Here is a 13014-nt window from a genome sequence, read left to right on the forward strand (position 1 = left end):
ATGCTGCCGCCCCCTCCGTCCGTGCTGTCGTACGGGATAGGCGTCGACAGCACAGCGCTGCTGATCGAGCTGCATGCCCGCGGGCAGGCTCCTGATCTCGTCCTCAGCGCGGACACCGGCAACGAGAAGCCGGAAACCTACGACTACCTCGACATCATCCGCCCCTGGATGCGCGACCGCGGCATCCGGTTCGAGCTCGTCTCCTACGTGCCCAAGCGGTTCAAGCACTGGCCGCCGTACTTCGGAATCCTCGAAATGTGCCTGACGAACGCAACCTTGCCGAGCAAATCGCTTGGCGGATCGTCATGCAGCCTCAAGTACAAGAAGGCCCCACAGGACGCTTTCCTCAAGACGTGGCAGCCTGCGGTCGAGGCATGGGACCGCGGCCAGCGGGTCATCCGACTGATCGGCTATGATGCTGGCCCCCGCGACACCGCGCGCGCCAACCATGCGCTGACGATCGACGACCCACTCTACGATTGTCGATCGCCGCTACGTGACTGGCAATGGCACCGCCCGCGATGCGTGTCGCGCATCGAGGCCGAAGGCCTGCCCGTGCCACCCAAGTCGGCGTGCATCCTGTGCATCGCGAACAAGCCGGACGAGATCCGCAGCCTTCCACCATGGTGCCTCCGACTAATCGTCCTGGTGGAGGCACGCGCCGCGCCCCGGCTCCATACGGTCGAAGGGCTATGGCGCAAGTCGACCAGGACACGTCCCGGATCGATGACCGCGTTCATCCGGGCCGAGGGCCTACTGGGAGCCGAGGAAGTCGATCGCATCGTCCGCGATGCTCCCACCGACCTCATCCGCTTCCAAGACGTCGCGGCTGCGATCCCCGTCGGCGAGCGCCCGAAGATGGGCGAATGGCTCGACCGCTTTCACCTGGCCTTCGCCGAACGAGTCCGCGGCCACCCGGACGCGCTGGCCGCCTGATCCCCCCGCCCATCGAACGAACCGAGGATCGACCCATGATCGAGAATGCTGCCGAGACGCGCGTCGAAACGATCGCGCGTCTGAACGACCGATGCCGTCAGGGCCTCGATCGAACCGCGCGCATCACCGTCACGCGCACGTGCCTTGCCACCCTATCGACCGACTCGCTCGCGTCGGAGGCCGTGGCCCAAGCGCGCCTGCTGCAGGAGCTTCGCCGGCACAGCTTCGCTGCCGACTGCCCGGAGCGCGATCGCGGCTCCTTCATCATCGACGACACCGAGGTCTTCTTCCGCATCGACTATTATGATCCGGCGCTGGAATGGGGTTCGGAAGATCCTGCCGACGCCAGCCGCACGACCCGCGTGCTAACCCTCATGCTGCGGGAGGATCTTTGATGCCTCGCTTCCGCCCCTCTGCGGCAGACATCGCGGCCATTCGCGACGCCGCACGGCGCGAGGCCAAGTTCGAACGGGTCGGGCAAGTGATGCTCGAGGTCGGGCGTCGGCAGAGCCTTGTGTCAGGCGAAACGTCGATCAACTTCGCGCTGATCAGCGACGATCCCGACTGGCAGGATACCGATCTCGACGACTATGAGCCGTGGACAGCCTTCACGCGCGGCGTCAAGTTAACGCCTGACGGGCGCGGCCTTCTCGACTTCTACATCCGCCGGCGCGGCGATCGCCACCTCGAGCTCCACGGCAACATCTCCGTCGCGATCGCCGGAGGCAAGCTGACGACCATCAACGGCTATCCCGACATCTACCGGGGAGAGCCGTCGTGACGATCGAGATCATCCTGGGCCTGCCGCACCTCGCCGATGGTGCGCTTCTCGCAACAGCGCGGCGCCTACAGGCACCGGTGCTGATCTCCGCCAACTGCTTGTCGCGCTGGCGCAAGGCCGATGGCTGGCGCGAATGGGCGGGGTGGCGCACGGCTACCCTCGACAACGCCCACGGCCTCGTCAGCCTCGACCTCGACAGCGCCGGTTACTCGATGATGGTGCGCTACGGCGGTCTGCCGTGGTCGATAGCCGACTACATGGCGCTTGCCGCCTCGTACCCGTTCCGGCGCGTGTCCTCGATCGACTATTGCTGCGAGGACGGCGTCGCGTCGCACCGCGAAGAGGTTCTCGACAGGATCTCCCGTACGATTGCGACCAACCACGAGTGTTTCGCCCGCGCTGGAGACCTTGGTATCCGGGATCGCTTCATGCCGGTCCTGCAGGGCCGAACGCCCGACGACTACGTCCGCTGCCTCGAGGCGATCGAGGGCATGCTCCTGCCGGGCACCGTTGTGGGCATCGGAAGCATGTGCCGACGCGTCATCCATGGCCCGGAGGGGCTCGTCGCCGTGGTTAAACGGCTCTCGCGCGTGCTCCCGGTCGGGGTCCGTGCCCACGCCTTCGGCGTCAAAGGGGACGCCTTGCCCTACCTGGCACCGTTCTCCCGCTGGATCGCCTCGATCGACAGCCAGGCCTTCGGCGTCGCGGCGCGACGAGACGCGCTTCGCCGTGGCGTTGCGAAGAGCGATCGCCTGGTCGCCTCGCACATGGAGCAATGGTATCAACGCCAGTGCGGCCGTGCGCTCGCCCCTCCGGTCACGCTGCCCGAGGCCGCCGACCACCAGGCGCGTTCCCTCGGCGACGATGATCCATGGGAGCGGGCCATCGCTGATGCACGCGCTCAGATCCGCGAACTCATCGAGACCGGCGAGCTCGATCATGACCAGATCACCGCCAACTGGGTCGAATCCTGGGCGGCCGATCTCTTCCACCAGCGCGCCGCCTGAGCGAGGCTCACCATGATTACCGACCGTTCACAACGCTGGCGCGACCGGCGCAGCCGCTTCGTGGCCGACGACACCGTCATCCACCCGAGGCGCTACGCAGTCGACGTCGTGGCGCACGACACCGCTCGCGCCTTCATCGCGGACCATCACTATCTCAATCGCTATCCCGCCGCACAGCTGGCCGTCGGGCTATTCGGCCTAGGCCGGGGCGGCGCTTCCTCTCTCGACGGTATCATTGTCTTCGGAGTGCCCGCGACGGGCGCGGTCATCACGCGCCATACCGGCTATGACGAGCCAACCCGCGGTTGCGTGCTGCAACGCCTGCTCTGCCTGCCCTCCGTCGCCGCCAATGGGGAAAGCTATTTCGCCGCCCGGGCCTTCCGGCTGCTGCGTCAGGCAAAGCCGGTGATCGAGTCCGTCGTCAGCTTCTCCGACCCTCAGGTCGGACACTGCGGCTGCGTCTACGCCTCGCTCTCCGGGGCGTATCGCGGGCGAACGAGGCCGCGGACGGTGCTCCGCATCGCCGGGGAAACGATCTCCGATCGCACCTTGTCCAAAATTCGAAACCTCGAAACCGGTCATGCCGGCGCCGTCGATCAACTCGTAAGGCTCGGCGCCCCGAGGCCGCAGGCAAGCGAGCACCTCCGCGAATGGCTCGAACGATGCCGTCGCGCAAAAGTCCTAGTCCCCGCCCGACAGGCTTCCCTTTTCACCTACTGCTTTGAGCTCACGCGCGGCGCGCGCCGCGCCGGCCGAGCGCTACCGCGTCTCGCCTATCCGATCAGGTCCGACGTTCTGCGTGAGCAGCTCGGAGCCTGACCCGTCGTGCCGACGGGAAGGGGAGGGGGAGCAGGATTCGTGTCCACAAGAGGAGACGAGCCATGCGCATCCAACAGGCGATCGCGATCGCCAAGGCCGACGAGAACCGCCTGATCCGCTTCATCGGGCGGCGGGACCGATTTCTTGACGCGCTCGACTGGGACGCCCTGCCTGAGCAGATGGCGCGCGAGGCCGCGATGATGGACGAGCTTCTCGCCACCGAACTCGCAGAGGCCGCGTGCTATGTCATTTGGCTCGAAGAGTGCCTCAGCTTCGGCGTCGAAGACGTCATCGGCGCGCATCACCTGCAACCCGTCTCGGTGATCCGGACCGTTGCCTCGTTGGCTTAGCCTGCCAGTCGACATCGAAGACCGCGATTTGGCCCCGCGACGATCCGATGCAACATTCATCTCAGGAGATGAACGATGACCGCCATTTTGACTGAGTTTCTCTTCGGCTCGCCCTCGCACCTATATTGGTCCCTCCTCGCGCTCGCCGTGCTTTCGCTCGTCGGGGTCCTAATGGCCCACCTGCTGCCCGACTACCGTCGGACAATCGTGGCCATCGGTGCAGTCCCCGGCTTGGTTTTCGCCATCTCGTTCGTTCCGCTGTTTGGCGCCGGCGACCTGCCCGCAAACGATCCTGCGGACGATATCGCCAGGATGGAGAACCTCGCATTCAGCGTGCTGCAAGCCGCACCCCTGATGCTCGCATTCGTAGGACCGTTATACGCCGCGGTCATGTTCATCGACGACCGCGAACGGGTGCGCAAACGCCGATTAGGGCGCCCATCGCTGACTGGACGTGACCCCGCCAACCCGAAATAACCGCAAATCGAGACGTCATGGAGGTGATCATGATCCGCTTCCTCATCCGCCGACCTGTGTCGCTCCTCTCGGTCGCCTTCAACCTTGCTGCTATGGTTTGCGGTCGGAACATGTGGCTGCTGGGACGTGATCCCGAGCCGGCGCCAGTGACAAGCGATGCGCTGGTGAACCTGACCCTCTCGATGAGCCATGCGACCGCGACCTGGTCGTTTGTCGGCGGCTTCCTCGTCGCTGGGTTCTTGACCCAACTTCTGGCACTACGTCTCGACGCTTGACCGGGTCGGCAGCGACGATGCGTACCGACCGAACCAACTCAGGAACACACTCATGAGTCGACATACCTTTGTCGGGCCAGCGGGCGTCAGCGTCGCAATCGGGTGGGACCGCCCACTCGAGACCTTCTACGTGCAGGTGTCACGCCCCGACCCCGAGGACCCGGGCGAACGCGACACCTTCGTGTGGAAAGGTCTCGCCCCCGGCGAACTGCCCACCGCGGCCGCAGCGATCGCGATCGCGACGCCACACGCGGCGCTCCCCACAGATCTCGGCACGACGCTCGAAACGGACCGCCTGAAGACACTCGGGCTGTCCGATGGCGAATATCAGGCCGAGGTGAAGCGCCGGCTTTTCCCGAGATGACCAAGAGGCTGGCGGGTACCGCAATTTCGGCGATGCCAGCTGCTATCACCGCAGTGAGGAGATCACGCATGTCTGATGGCTCACACCCCTTGCCGAGCCGCCCCGCAACGGCAGGCGACCCGGTGAAACGCGACTGGCGCACCTTCACCGTGACCCTGATCGCCGGCACCATCGCCTTCGCCGCCTTGTTGGGCATGCACTACATGCCGGAGGCCTATCAGAAGCTCACTGCTCTGACGGCCCTTGGAATCGCGGTAGGCTTCTTCTTGGTTACCATGACGCCTCTCGCTCCACGCGAGTGCATCGGTGTGGCAGCGTTCTTTATGTCTCTGACGACTTCGTTCTCTGCCACAGGCGATCACCTCCTGGCGGCTTGGATCCTCTGCATCGCAGGCGGCTTGACGAGCGTCGTCATCCTCGCGCTGCGCTGGAGCGAGCCGCTTAGGCACGCTCCCGGCTCGAGCAGCAGGACACCGCTCTAAAACGCACGCTGACGACTGGGTCGCGAAGGAAGGGGGAGGGGTCAGACGGTCAAGACAGGACCGTTGGAGATCACCATGCCCTACTTCGTCGACATCGGCGGTACGCCCGCCAACGAACCGTGCGCGCAGCTCGGGCAAACGCCCAATTTCGACATACTCAACAAGCTCGAGGTGCTCGCCTACAAGTACGCGATCATCGCACGCTACGGCTCTCCGCCCGCAGGTTGCCGCCTGACCGGCTTGTCCAATCGGCACGACTTCGGCCGCTATGTGTCGCTCGTCCTCCACGTCGAGAACGAGCTCGACGAAGCGGTCAGCGCCTATGCCGAGGCCGTCGAAGAGGGTCTCGGGACCTGGCTTGAGGCCGGCTTTCGCGCGCCTGTCGCGTACGACGACGCCACAGCAACGATCGTCCAGAGCGATCCTCTCGAGATCCTGGTCAGCGCCTTTCACGTCACGCGACCCAGCCCGGATGGAAGCTTTCCCATAGCCGACTTCGAGACGTTGCACCGGAACCTGACCGCCGCCTTCCCCGACGAGGCCGCGGTCGCCAGCGCGCGCCTCACCGAGGCCGCGGCCGCGGCCGCCTGACGGCGATTCCGCTGCCCTTCTGGGCGGACCACCAGCAAGAACGAGGCCGACGATGTCCGATGCCTTCGATCCCGCCGATCCCGCGGCCTGGCTGTCGCGCGGACGTTCTCCCGAGCACGCCGCGGCGATCGCCGCGGCGTGGCGCACCTTTCCCGATCTGCCGGGCGACGCGCCCCTTTCCGACCGAATGGCCCGAGGCCGCGAACGTATCGCCGCGATGCGGAGCGTGAACGACGCGATCGCGGCCGAGGCCGCTTCGCAACGCGAGGCCACCAACTTCGCCTTCACAGAGGATCAGATCCGCCGAGGACTCGGCAGCGACCGTGACATCGCGATCATGCGGGGGCACGAGGACCACGCATTGAGCTGGGATCTCGCCAGTCGATACGCCGACGGTTGGTACGCAGCGCATGTCGGATGGCCCCATCACTACTCTGACGCGATCCCCTGCTCGGCTCCTCTGGAAGAGCGCCACGCAGCCTACGACCAGGGCTTCAGCGACGGCGGTGGTGATCGAACCGACCTGTTCGACGCGGCGCGGCGCAGCCTCATCGCTGACATGCGCCGCGACAACCTGCCGAAAGACCCTCAGATCATCCTCGCCGGACGCCCCGTGCCGAGCAGTTATCCCAAGCCCTCCGACCACCACCGACCTGCCCGGTGGTCGCGCCGACTGCTGATCGTTGGCGCCGACCACATCGACAGCGACCCCGCGTGGGACTTCCTCGCCCTGACCCTCGCACGCCCGGGCGCCGACGACGCGACGATCGTCGTGCTCACCCCGGGCGGCTTCGTCGCTGCCGAGGCACTCGGCGACCCGAACGTCGCTACGCCGTCCGTGGATCACGTCGAAGCGGCCAACCAGCTAGCCGCACTTCTGCAAAATCGTGAATACGACGATGTTCTCGTCGCGCTGCAGGGGGCCGATCTCGACCTGATCGACACCATCGGCCACATTCTGCCGCTCGCGCGAACGATGGAGCGGACCCGCAACTCACGTCTCCAACAGCGGACCCACCTTCGCACCTGGCTCGATCGTGGTTTCAGCGGGACTGACGCTGGCGCCCAAGGCCACATACGCTGGGGCAAAGCGATCACCGCGCTCTACGGCAGTCTCGGCGAGTTCACCGCGCGTCACGTCGGACCGGCGCCGGGGCGGGGGCACCTCGTCCGCGTCGAGACACGCAGCGGCCTTGCCTGCGGCTTCGCGACGGCAGACGGCACGCCGCTCGACCCGGAAATCGTCGTCTCAAGCAAAGCCAAGCTGCGAGGTACGATCGCCACGACGCTGCGCACGTTCGGCGCCGCGACCCGCCTGATGGCAGCCGCCGATCGCCGCGCTGCCTAGGGCCGGAAACCTGGACTGGGCACGTAAGGGTGCTCCTGCCGGATGATTGCTTCGGCTTTCTCGATCGCCTCGACCTGACGCGCCGACCCCTGCGGCGCGATCGACCAATTTGAGCGCGGATGGAACACCACCGGCAGCGCCGCCACAGGCCCGACCGCCTTGCGCCACGACGCATCACTGCCGCCCGCCACGCCGACCAACAGCGTCACGAACAGGTCCTCGATGTCGCCAGTCGTCATCGAGCCTCAACGCACGGCCCGGTTGGGCGTGCCGCTGCAGCCCTTTCCCATAGAAACCCGAGGAGCCGCTTTATGGCCGACATCACCGATCTTCCCGTCATGAGCCGCGCCGACGCCGTCTCGCTCGGCTTCGCCGGCTTCAACGACGTGCCACACAAGGCGATCGACGTGCCCGACGGCGCCTTCACCATCACGGCAAAGACCAGCGAGAAGCGCCGCGTCACCTTCTGCTTCATGGGCAAGAGCTACGACGGCCCCGCGCGCTTCGTCGACATCCAGTTCCATGACCGGGGCACCACGATCCCCAATGCCAATGACCGGGTATCACCCACCTTCAACGCGTTTGCCGTGACTGGCCGCGGCCGCCATGTGACTGACAGCCGTCCGCTCGACGAGGCTCACAAGCCGTCCATCCTCGTGCTCCTCATGGACGAGGCCGGGGACGAACCGGCGCATCCCGCACCCTCGCAAAAGCCCATGAACGATCGCGAGATCTCAAGCCTGCTGCGGCGAGCCGCGAACGTGATCGCCGCCCCGGACAGCGAGATCCGGTCGGGTCGCGAGAGCTTGATCGGCCTCCTCCAGGCCGAGGCCGCGAAGCGTGACCCACGGGGACGGGAGTCATGACCGGGTCGCGCAGCGACGGCATGCACGTCGCCCACACCGCCGCGGGCTGGATCGTTTTCGACAACAGCAGCGCACGCCATGGCCGCCTGTCGGCATCATGTCCGACGCGGGCCGACGCCGTCGCGCGGAAGAAAGCGCTGGCGCGCGCCTTGCGCCACCAACGACACGATGATGCCCGGGACGCCTGAACGAAGGGGAGGGGGATGACGGTGGCTGAACGCTGGCGGTGATCGAGCCGCCCGCAGCCGACGGGAGCCCAACATGCGCAGCATCCTCGCTTTCTACGAGATCGACCGAACCTATGGCGGCCCCGAAGAAGGTGGCTGGTGGTACGATAGCGGCACCTTCGTGCGCGCGATCGCCATCCACTTCGACGACGAGGCCGCGATCGCGGCGCAGCGCCGCGCGAACCGCCTCCTCGAGCGCCTGCAGCGGCACAAGCCGGAGGTCTCGTCGGTGATCTACGACGGCGGACGCTACCGCGCCTACACCTTCTCGGGCCTGCCGCCGGAGCGCTTCCCAGCCCAGCGCCCCCTCTATTCCTGACCGCGACCGCGGTCGCCTTCCCCGAACCTGAAGGAAACGGTCATGCACCGCGTCCACTATTACGACACCAGCGCAGCCGCCTACGAAGCGTGCCTCGACGAGAGCCCCTGCATCGTGGAGGGCGATGTCCTCGCCGTCATTTCCGAAGGCGTCATCGGCCTGGCATCGAGCGATCCGCTCGCGGTTACCATCGGCGCCGGAGCGCTGCGCTCACTCGCGCCCATGTCGTCTGCGGCGATCCTGCGGGAGACGGTCCACGACGCCGACCAGTGGCGGCACGCCGTCGAGCTCGCGCTTGCGCACCATCTGCCGATCGCACCGCATTTCCTGCCCTTTGCCCTGCGGTGCGTGCCGCTCTCCCCGTCACAGACGGTCGTCGCACTCACCCTCGACGATGTGATGATGGCAATCGACGCGATCCGGCACCGGGAGACCCAGCTGACGAAGCGCGCGGCGCTTATCGACGCGGAGAGTTCGCACGGACTGTTTCTGGCCTCCGCCTTGCGCAAACTGGCGACTGCCCGGCGTCACCTCGAGCGCCACCCTCCGGCGACGATCCCGGAACACCCCTGCGGTCCACCGTAACGGCGACACCGTGCCAAGCACGTCGCACCAAGGGCGCTCCAAGGCATCCACCGCCGCGCGAAAAGCGCGTCGGTGAGGGGCGCTTGCGCGCTTTGCCCGGCTGAAGGGCCGGGGAGGAGAGAGGGATTGAAGATGGTGTCGAGGACATGGGGTCCAGCCGACACAGGAGACGTTACGATGAACATCGGTCAGATCAAGCAGAACGACGCCGGCATCTTCATGGGCCGCATCTCGACGCTCGCGGTTGCGATGACGATCGCGCTGAAGCCGGTGCAGTCCGCCAACCCGCGCGCGCCGCGCTACGAGATCCACGCGCTGACCCCCGGCCGCACCTGGGTGCAGGTCGGCGCCTTCTTCGAGCTGAACTCGAACAACACCGGCGAGGCGTTCCTCAACGGCCGCATCGACGATCCCTCGCTCGCTCAGCCGCTCCAGGTCTCGGCCTTCCGGCAGGAGGACGGTTCGTACAACATCGTCTGGCAGCGCGCGCAGAAGCGTCGCGACGTGACCAGCGCGCTCGGCATCAAGTCGGACGAGGATCCCGCTCCGCCGTTCGGCGCCGACGGCTCGAGCGACGACGCCGGGATGAGCGGCAGCGCCGGCGCCGGCGACGACGGCCTCGGCGAGACCACCGCCCCCGTCGAGGAAACCACGCGCCGCAGCCGCGGCAAGCGCGTCACCGAGAACGCCTGATCCCCTCCCGGTGCCACTCGCTCCCTCGCGGCACCGGCAGACGTCGCAGGCTCCCCCACTCCCTGCGCGTCACTCGGGCGATGCCCCCCGGCATCGCCCTTTTTTTGCTCAAAAGGAGACAGGAACCGGTTCGGACCCAAAACTGTCTTGCATCAAGGGCATAACTAGATTCTGCTGCGAAAATGAAACCAAAGTGAAGCGGTGTCTCAACCTTTAACCTGAAGGGAAGGAGGTCGGTTGTGGATAGCTGGACGAATGGTGCCGAGGGCCCGCTCAAGACCAGCGCGCCACGATATCCACGAGGTGCCACCATGGCTGACCGCGTATCTGTCTCGATTTCGATCGGTGGAAGACTTTCCGCTGATCTTCTCGGCGAGCTCATCGAAAAGGCTAACGCCGAAAACCTTTCCACCGAGTGGGACGGCGAGCCTTTCACCGCCAACGACCTACCCGACGGTGAACCGCTCGTGCTGCGCGGCCACGAGATCGCAAACGGCAAGATCGAAGAGATCGAGGACTTCTGCTGCACGAACGACCTGCCGTTCTGGCGCTGGTCGGGCGGCGCGCCGGGTTCATTCCCCGCCGAGATCGTCATCTGGAAGGGCGTGGGCGAGCGTCGCGCCTTCACCGCCGACGAAGACGGCCGCCCGGTCCTGACATCCGACGAAGCCGGCGAGATCGCGACCCTCGACGACCTGCGGGAGCATTTCGCCACTGGCGCGTACCTTCCGCCCCCCTTCGTGCTCGTCCCCACGACAGCCGGGTAAACCCGGCCCCGCACGATCACGTCGCACCGCCTCGTCCTGTAGCGCGTCGATCGCCGTCGATCCCGATGGCTCGCCAGGCACTGCTCGCTCGCATCGTGGCGACCCCTGCGGGTGGCCCACGTGCTACGCCTCGCCTGTGCCGGCCTCCGCTGGAGACCGCCATGCCCATTCAGACCCTACACCAGTCGCTATCGTTCGACACGATCATCAAGGATCATCCGGATCGCGCCAGTGCCGAGGCACACATGGCCAAGACGTTGCGCGAGTACGGCGACTGGCCAGCAGACGCGGCAGCAGCTGCCGCACGCGATGGCCGCACCGTCCTCGTCACCGATAACGGCGACGACGAGACGATCGCCATCCGTGCAACCTGACCAGCAGCTCTGGCGGCTGCGGTCGCCAGCCCATACGATGGCTAATCCGAGAGGCAGGACCATGCTCAACCTCATTCCCGTCGCCGTCCTGATCCTGGTTCTGGCAGGCGCGCTCTTCTTATTCGCACGGCGACGGGTGCCGTTCAGCTTTGTCATCCTTGCCGCAGGCCTAGGTGCGGTTTCCATCGCTCTTTGGCCCTTCGGGCCTGTGAGCGCGAAGGGCGAGCGCGACGCGATCGTCCTGTCCCGCGCCGGACCAGTCGGAGCGCGGGCCTACCGAACAGTCATGGTCGATGGTCGGATCACCCACACCGAGATGTCCGCTATCCGGGAGGCGGCAGGTCGCGACATAGACGCCGAGTTCGGCCTAACGGCCGCGAACGGCGAGAAGACTCACTCGCGGCCCTAGAAGGCTTTTCCACCAGTCGTCGGCATGTTGCCCGACGAACGCGGTCCGCGGTTGATCGGCGACTTGTCGTTCGGGTCACGAGGAACGAACGAGAAGCGATCGCCGACCAGCTTCCCGCCGTCGATCTTATAGGTCCCGCCGAGCGAGTTGCCGCTCAGAATGACGGTGTCTCCGCTAACCTCGTAACTACCGCTCGCGCCGCTCGACAGCGAGAAGGTCTTGTCACCAAAGGTCGCGACCACGCCCGGCACGGGGCCGTTGACCATGTTGTACGTGCCCTCGACCGACTTGCTGCAGCCTGCCAGAGCAAATGCGCCGATGATCGCCAGCATCGCGTTTCTCATGTCGCTTCCCTCCATCGTGTCGGCCAAGATCGTCCGGCCTTAACGACTAGGCGAGAAGGCCGCCAGAACGTGCCCGGGACCGCAGCTACATCGGCGACCTTCAAGCCTTTTCAGGGCGCCCGCCCGTCGGGCGGGACCGGGCTCTAGCCGGCTTCGCCGCCCGGAGCCCCTCGCGGGTCTCCGCCCTGCCGGGTGACGATCCCTCGCTGTAGGGACGGCTCGCTGGTCTCCCCGGCGGATTTCCCCACGAACGTCCACCGCCGCGCGAAAAGCGCGCCGGTGAGGGGCGCTTGCGCGCTTTGCCCGGCTGAAGGGCCGGGGAGGAGAGAGGGATTGAAGATGGTGTCGAGGACATGGGGTCCAGCCGACACAGGAGACGTTACGATGAACATCGGTCAGATCAAGCAGAACGACGCCGGCATCTTCATGGGCCGCATCTCGACGCTCGCGGTTGCGATGACGATCGCGCTGAAGCCGGTCCAGTCCACCAACCCGCGCGCGCCGCGCTACGAGATCCACGCGCTCACCCCCGGCCGCACCTGGGTGCAGGTCGGCGCCTTCTTCGAACTCACGTCGAACAACACCGGCGAGGCGTTCCTCAACGGCCGCATCGACGATCCCTCACTCGCCCAGCCGCTGCAGGTCTCGGCCTTCCGGCAGGAGGACGGCTCGTACAACATCGTCTGGCAGCGCGCGCAGAAGCGCCGCGACGTGACCAGCGCCCTCGGCATCAAGTCGGACGAAGACCCCGCTCCGCCGTTCGGCGCCGACGGCTCGGCCTCCGGCCTGCCTGCCGGCGACGGCCTCGGCGAGAGCACCGCCCCGGTCGAGGAGGTGGCCTGATCGAACACCGGGCGGCGCGCGCGCGTCGCCCCCGCACTCCCTCGACGGGGATCGCTTCGACACCCGGAGCGGTCCCCGTCGACGTGCCGGATGCTTCGAGCAATTCGGGCTGCGCTCGCCCTTTCCAACATTGGGCCAGCACGGCACTTCAATCGTT

The 13014-nt window shown here is 66.4% G+C and carries 23 protein-coding genes; 21 read left to right on the top strand and 2 right to left on the bottom strand.

Features of this window, described 5'->3' with window-relative positions:
* The 12 genes from NPJ82_RS16160 to NPJ82_RS16215 all read left to right on the top strand — a co-directional run bounded on the left by NPJ82_RS16160 (position 1) and on the right by NPJ82_RS16215 (position 7430).
* The gene (locus NPJ82_RS16160) at positions 1-936 is read left to right on the top strand and encodes a hypothetical protein (RefSeq protein WP_342659185.1); all 936 of its coding nucleotides are present in this window, start codon (positions 1-3) and stop codon (positions 934-936) included.
* Positions 937-971: 35 nt separating this feature from the next.
* Positions 972-1331 carry a DUF3768 domain-containing protein gene (locus tag NPJ82_RS16165; protein WP_242121655.1) on the top strand — a complete coding sequence of 120 codons (360 nt, stop codon included), beginning with the start codon at positions 972-974 and terminating at the stop codon, positions 1329-1331.
* The gene (locus NPJ82_RS16170; protein WP_342659186.1) at positions 1331-1717 is read left to right on the top strand and encodes a hypothetical protein; all 387 of its coding nucleotides are present in this window, start codon (positions 1331-1333) and stop codon (positions 1715-1717) included. Before NPJ82_RS16165 ends, NPJ82_RS16170 begins: the two co-directional genes overlap by 1 nt.
* Entirely contained in the window at positions 1714-2724 is a 1011-nt protein-coding gene (locus NPJ82_RS16175) for a hypothetical protein (RefSeq protein ID WP_342659187.1), read from the top strand. Before NPJ82_RS16170 ends, NPJ82_RS16175 begins: the two co-directional genes overlap by 4 nt.
* A 12-nt stretch (positions 2725-2736) precedes the next feature.
* Positions 2737-3543 carry a hypothetical protein gene (locus NPJ82_RS16180; RefSeq protein WP_342659188.1) on the top strand — a complete coding sequence of 269 codons (807 nt, stop codon included), beginning with the start codon at positions 2737-2739 and terminating at the stop codon, positions 3541-3543.
* A gap of 62 nt (positions 3544-3605) precedes the next feature.
* Positions 3606-3893, top strand: a complete 288-nt coding sequence (locus NPJ82_RS16185; RefSeq protein WP_342659189.1) for a hypothetical protein — start codon at positions 3606-3608, stop codon at positions 3891-3893.
* Positions 3894-3968: 75 nt separating this feature from the next.
* Entirely contained in the window at positions 3969-4370 is a 402-nt protein-coding gene (locus NPJ82_RS16190; protein WP_342659190.1) for a hypothetical protein, read from the top strand.
* Positions 4371-4399: 29 nt separating this feature from the next.
* A complete protein-coding gene (locus NPJ82_RS16195; RefSeq protein WP_342659191.1) occupies positions 4400-4645 on the top strand; it encodes a hypothetical protein in 246 nt (81 codons plus the stop codon).
* Positions 4646-4697: 52 nt separating this feature from the next.
* Positions 4698-5009 (top strand): hypothetical protein, encoded by a 312-nt coding sequence (locus NPJ82_RS16200; RefSeq protein ID WP_342659192.1) that lies wholly within the window; start codon positions 4698-4700, stop codon positions 5007-5009.
* 68 nt (positions 5010-5077) lie between these two features.
* Positions 5078-5491 carry a hypothetical protein gene (locus tag NPJ82_RS16205; protein WP_342659193.1) on the top strand — a complete coding sequence of 138 codons (414 nt, stop codon included), beginning with the start codon at positions 5078-5080 and terminating at the stop codon, positions 5489-5491.
* Between the two features lie 75 nt (positions 5492-5566).
* On the top strand, positions 5567-6082 hold the full coding sequence (locus NPJ82_RS16210) for a hypothetical protein (RefSeq protein ID WP_342659194.1): 516 nt from the start codon (positions 5567-5569) through the stop codon (positions 6080-6082).
* Positions 6083-6134: 52 nt separating this feature from the next.
* Positions 6135-7430, top strand: coding sequence for a hypothetical protein (locus NPJ82_RS16215; protein ID WP_342659195.1), 1296 nt, complete (start codon positions 6135-6137; stop codon positions 7428-7430).
* Here NPJ82_RS16215 and NPJ82_RS16220 read toward each other — a convergent pair.
* A complete protein-coding gene (locus NPJ82_RS16220) occupies positions 7427-7669 on the bottom strand; it encodes a hypothetical protein (RefSeq protein ID WP_342659196.1) in 243 nt (80 codons plus the stop codon). The genes NPJ82_RS16215 and NPJ82_RS16220 overlap by 4 nt on opposite strands.
* Positions 7670-7741: 72 nt before the next feature.
* Here NPJ82_RS16220 and NPJ82_RS16225 point away from each other — a divergent pair, with 72 nt between their 5' ends.
* The 8 genes from NPJ82_RS16225 (at position 7742) to NPJ82_RS16260 (ending at position 11670) form a co-directional block, all read left to right on the top strand.
* Positions 7742-8296 (top strand): hypothetical protein, encoded by a 555-nt coding sequence (locus tag NPJ82_RS16225; protein WP_342659197.1) that lies wholly within the window; start codon positions 7742-7744, stop codon positions 8294-8296.
* Complete coding sequence (locus NPJ82_RS16230) at positions 8293-8484, top strand: hypothetical protein (RefSeq protein ID WP_342659198.1); 192 nt, start codon at positions 8293-8295, stop codon at positions 8482-8484. The genes NPJ82_RS16225 and NPJ82_RS16230 overlap by 4 nt, the downstream gene beginning before the upstream one ends.
* Before the next feature lie 73 nt (positions 8485-8557).
* The gene (locus tag NPJ82_RS16235; RefSeq protein ID WP_116463092.1) at positions 8558-8842 is read left to right on the top strand and encodes a hypothetical protein; all 285 of its coding nucleotides are present in this window, start codon (positions 8558-8560) and stop codon (positions 8840-8842) included.
* 42 nt (positions 8843-8884) lie between these two features.
* Complete coding sequence (locus NPJ82_RS16240; protein ID WP_116463091.1) at positions 8885-9427, top strand: hypothetical protein; 543 nt, start codon at positions 8885-8887, stop codon at positions 9425-9427.
* A 177-nt stretch (positions 9428-9604) separates the two neighbouring features.
* A complete protein-coding gene (locus tag NPJ82_RS16245) occupies positions 9605-10120 on the top strand; it encodes a DUF736 domain-containing protein (protein WP_116732688.1) in 516 nt (171 codons plus the stop codon).
* Positions 10121-10431: 311 nt separating this feature from the next.
* A complete protein-coding gene (locus tag NPJ82_RS16250; protein ID WP_342659199.1) occupies positions 10432-10887 on the top strand; it encodes a hypothetical protein in 456 nt (151 codons plus the stop codon).
* A 161-nt stretch (positions 10888-11048) separates the two neighbouring features.
* Complete coding sequence (locus NPJ82_RS16255) at positions 11049-11261, top strand: hypothetical protein (protein WP_342659200.1); 213 nt, start codon at positions 11049-11051, stop codon at positions 11259-11261.
* 61 nt (positions 11262-11322) lie between these two features.
* Entirely contained in the window at positions 11323-11670 is a 348-nt protein-coding gene (locus tag NPJ82_RS16260) for a hypothetical protein (RefSeq protein WP_342659201.1), read from the top strand.
* Here the strand turns inward: NPJ82_RS16260 and NPJ82_RS16265 are convergent.
* A complete protein-coding gene (locus NPJ82_RS16265; RefSeq protein WP_342659202.1) occupies positions 11667-12041 on the bottom strand; it encodes a hypothetical protein in 375 nt (124 codons plus the stop codon). The genes NPJ82_RS16260 and NPJ82_RS16265 overlap by 4 nt on opposite strands.
* 357 nt (positions 12042-12398) lie before the next feature.
* Between NPJ82_RS16265 and NPJ82_RS16270 the strand changes: the two genes are divergently transcribed.
* Positions 12399-12857 (top strand): DUF736 domain-containing protein, encoded by a 459-nt coding sequence (locus tag NPJ82_RS16270; RefSeq protein ID WP_174195136.1) that lies wholly within the window; start codon positions 12399-12401, stop codon positions 12855-12857.
* Positions 12858-13014 lie beyond the last annotated feature (157 nt).

The sequence above is a fragment of the Sphingomonas sp. NY01 genome, assembly GCF_038809135.1.
Classification (GTDB): Bacteria; Pseudomonadota; Alphaproteobacteria; order Sphingomonadales; family Sphingomonadaceae; genus Sphingomonas; species Sphingomonas carotinifaciens.

What these genes read in the sequence shown, in the direction of transcription:
- NPJ82_RS16160 (WP_342659185.1), top strand. Translation starts at nt 1, where the DNA reads ATGCTGCCGCCCCCTCCGTCCGTGCTGTCGTACGGGATAGGCGTCGAC.
- NPJ82_RS16165 (WP_242121655.1), top strand. Translation starts at nt 972, where the DNA reads ATGATCGAGAATGCTGCCGAGACGCGCGTCGAAACGATCGCGCGTCTG.
- NPJ82_RS16170 (WP_342659186.1), top strand. Translation starts at nt 1,331, where the DNA reads ATGCCTCGCTTCCGCCCCTCTGCGGCAGACATCGCGGCCATTCGCGAC.
- NPJ82_RS16180 (WP_342659188.1), top strand. Translation starts at nt 2,737, where the DNA reads ATGATTACCGACCGTTCACAACGCTGGCGCGACCGGCGCAGCCGCTTC.
- NPJ82_RS16185 (WP_342659189.1), top strand. Translation starts at nt 3,606, where the DNA reads ATGCGCATCCAACAGGCGATCGCGATCGCCAAGGCCGACGAGAACCGC.
- NPJ82_RS16190 (WP_342659190.1), top strand. Translation starts at nt 3,969, where the DNA reads ATGACCGCCATTTTGACTGAGTTTCTCTTCGGCTCGCCCTCGCACCTA.
- NPJ82_RS16195 (WP_342659191.1), top strand. Translation starts at nt 4,400, where the DNA reads ATGATCCGCTTCCTCATCCGCCGACCTGTGTCGCTCCTCTCGGTCGCC.
- NPJ82_RS16200 (WP_342659192.1), top strand. Translation starts at nt 4,698, where the DNA reads ATGAGTCGACATACCTTTGTCGGGCCAGCGGGCGTCAGCGTCGCAATC.
- NPJ82_RS16205 (WP_342659193.1), top strand. Translation starts at nt 5,078, where the DNA reads ATGTCTGATGGCTCACACCCCTTGCCGAGCCGCCCCGCAACGGCAGGC.
- NPJ82_RS16210 (WP_342659194.1), top strand. Translation starts at nt 5,567, where the DNA reads ATGCCCTACTTCGTCGACATCGGCGGTACGCCCGCCAACGAACCGTGC.
- NPJ82_RS16215 (WP_342659195.1), top strand. Translation starts at nt 6,135, where the DNA reads ATGTCCGATGCCTTCGATCCCGCCGATCCCGCGGCCTGGCTGTCGCGC.
- NPJ82_RS16220 (WP_342659196.1), bottom strand. Translation starts at nt 7,669, where the DNA reads ATGACGACTGGCGACATCGAGGACCTGTTCGTGACGCTGTTGGTCGGC.
- NPJ82_RS16225 (WP_342659197.1), top strand. Translation starts at nt 7,742, where the DNA reads ATGGCCGACATCACCGATCTTCCCGTCATGAGCCGCGCCGACGCCGTC.
- NPJ82_RS16230 (WP_342659198.1), top strand. Translation starts at nt 8,293, where the DNA reads ATGACCGGGTCGCGCAGCGACGGCATGCACGTCGCCCACACCGCCGCG.
- NPJ82_RS16235 (WP_116463092.1), top strand. Translation starts at nt 8,558, where the DNA reads ATGCGCAGCATCCTCGCTTTCTACGAGATCGACCGAACCTATGGCGGC.
- NPJ82_RS16240 (WP_116463091.1), top strand. Translation starts at nt 8,885, where the DNA reads ATGCACCGCGTCCACTATTACGACACCAGCGCAGCCGCCTACGAAGCG.
- NPJ82_RS16245 (WP_116732688.1), top strand. Translation starts at nt 9,605, where the DNA reads ATGAACATCGGTCAGATCAAGCAGAACGACGCCGGCATCTTCATGGGC.
- NPJ82_RS16250 (WP_342659199.1), top strand. Translation starts at nt 10,432, where the DNA reads ATGGCTGACCGCGTATCTGTCTCGATTTCGATCGGTGGAAGACTTTCC.
- NPJ82_RS16255 (WP_342659200.1), top strand. Translation starts at nt 11,049, where the DNA reads ATGCCCATTCAGACCCTACACCAGTCGCTATCGTTCGACACGATCATC.
- NPJ82_RS16260 (WP_342659201.1), top strand. Translation starts at nt 11,323, where the DNA reads ATGCTCAACCTCATTCCCGTCGCCGTCCTGATCCTGGTTCTGGCAGGC.
- NPJ82_RS16270 (WP_174195136.1), top strand. Translation starts at nt 12,399, where the DNA reads ATGAACATCGGTCAGATCAAGCAGAACGACGCCGGCATCTTCATGGGC.